The following is a 1676-nucleotide window of genomic DNA, read 5'->3' as shown; positions in this document are numbered from 1 at the left end:
CCGAACGTTTAAAATATTTCGCGCCACCAGCAATTCTCAGGTGGGGAAGTTCACAGAATCTCGAATAATTTTTGTCGATCGCCCGAACACGCAAATTCAATTGCCAAAGATTGGGCACTTGAGTTAGTTGAATATGGATCTGAGGAGATTGTTACGCTACGCCCCGCCCCGAAGCATCTCCACAATTTCCGCAGACTTAGCCCCGGCCGCTAGGAGCGATCGCACTTCCTCAACTCTTGCCTGCGCGATCGGCGAATCCGTATTTCCCCCGCGGATGTGAATGTGGCGCATACGCGAACCATCGCGGTAGGAGAATCGGAAGTATTCGCCACTACGGGCCGTGCCACGCGGTCGGTAGGTGGATATAGCTTTGCACCCTGATACAGAATCATTTGGGGAATTTGATTCTGTATCAACTTCGACAGGGGCGATCGCCTCTGCGACAGGGGCGATCGCCTCTGATACAGAATCATTTGGGGAATTTGATTCTGTATCAACTTCGACAGGGGCGATCGCCTCTGATACAGAATCATTTGGGGCTGGAACGAGACTAACTTCGTCGGGGTACAAGAAACCCCATTCGTTTATGTGCGGATTCCAAAACCTCATGCTCCCATCAACGGGATGGACGGACTCTATTCTGAATACTTCGCCTCGCTTCACCCAAGCGGCGGCACTTGATGGTTTCTTTCGCAGCTTCACCCAGTCACCGGCTTTGTAGAGAGTTCCGACCGCGGGGGAAGTGGCGAACAGTGAAAGTTGAGCAGTTACCATTTACGATAATCCAAAATCTACGTTGTGAAAGCCGATCGCCCAAAAGAGCGATCGGCTTATTGTCAGTTGACTACACGATGTCGGAAGGCATTGGGGGAATGCCTGGGAAAGGGTTGCTAGACATGGGGCTTTCCAACAGTCCTAGCAGAGACTCAATTTCTTGCAGCAGGCTGGCATCGTCTGTCGATTCCCGTGATTCTTCTTCTTCCAGTATTGCCAAGCGGCGGTCTTGAGATTGCTGGGCTTCGATAATTAGTTTCAGCAGTCTTGTGAGAACTGGATTCATGGGTTTAACGTCCTTGTTGTTGTTTAATTGCCGGTCTCTCCCGGCTGTCACGCCAGCAGGTACGCTCAGCGTTTAGCGCTTCGTTCTCTCCGAAGTGTCACGCTAGCTCTCGTTCTCAGCGTCACGTCTTACCCTTAGAATCTTGCAGGTCTCGAACCCACTTATTACTACTTGTTAGGGCAGTTATCAGCATCAGTAGCCTAGCTGTCAAATGTCAAATTCACTTTGTACTGCTACAGATAAGTGACCGCTTCATGAAAGCCTCATTTATCTGTAGCAGTCTTCTCGGAATCGTCTAGTTTTTTCAGGTCGTCTAGTTTCACCATTCTCAGGTTTGGAAATATGCAGCGGAGTTTGTCGTTGATGTAGTCGCATTCCCACTGCTCTACGTGCAGTCTGGGCCCTCCAGTGTGGTGAGCGCTGGTCTGAGGAATGAAAATTTAATAACATCAGCGATGTATAATAAATAAATGAGTGAATATGAATAGGTTAATGTTTCGGTATGGATGTCAAATATTATACCTACTTGGTTATTCTTATGTCGCCCATGATTTGTTGATTTGAATCATTTATCCTAACATAATTTATGTATTACTCAGACGAAATTACTGCTTTA

General features: G+C 47.9%; 2 protein-coding genes. Both read right to left on the bottom strand.

All coding sequences use genetic code 11. The annotated features are described in order from the left end of the window. Positions 1-156: 156 nt before the first annotated feature. Positions 157-774, bottom strand: coding sequence for a hypothetical protein (locus tag JGK11_RS32760; protein WP_293214514.1), 618 nt, complete (start codon positions 772-774; stop codon positions 157-159). 70 nt (positions 775-844) lie between these two features. Continuing rightward, a complete protein-coding gene (locus tag JGK11_RS32755) occupies positions 845-1060 on the bottom strand; it encodes a hypothetical protein (protein WP_293187190.1) in 216 nt (71 codons plus the stop codon). Between the last annotated feature and the right edge of the window lie 616 nt (positions 1061-1676).

Origin of the sequence: Microcoleus sp. PH2017_34_RAT_O_A, from assembly GCF_020737885.1 — a bacterium.
Classification (GTDB): Bacteria; Cyanobacteriota; Cyanobacteriia; order Cyanobacteriales; family Microcoleaceae; genus Microcoleus.
The sequence above is the reverse complement of the archived record's forward strand: the minus strand, read 5'-3'. Positions and strand labels throughout refer to the sequence as shown.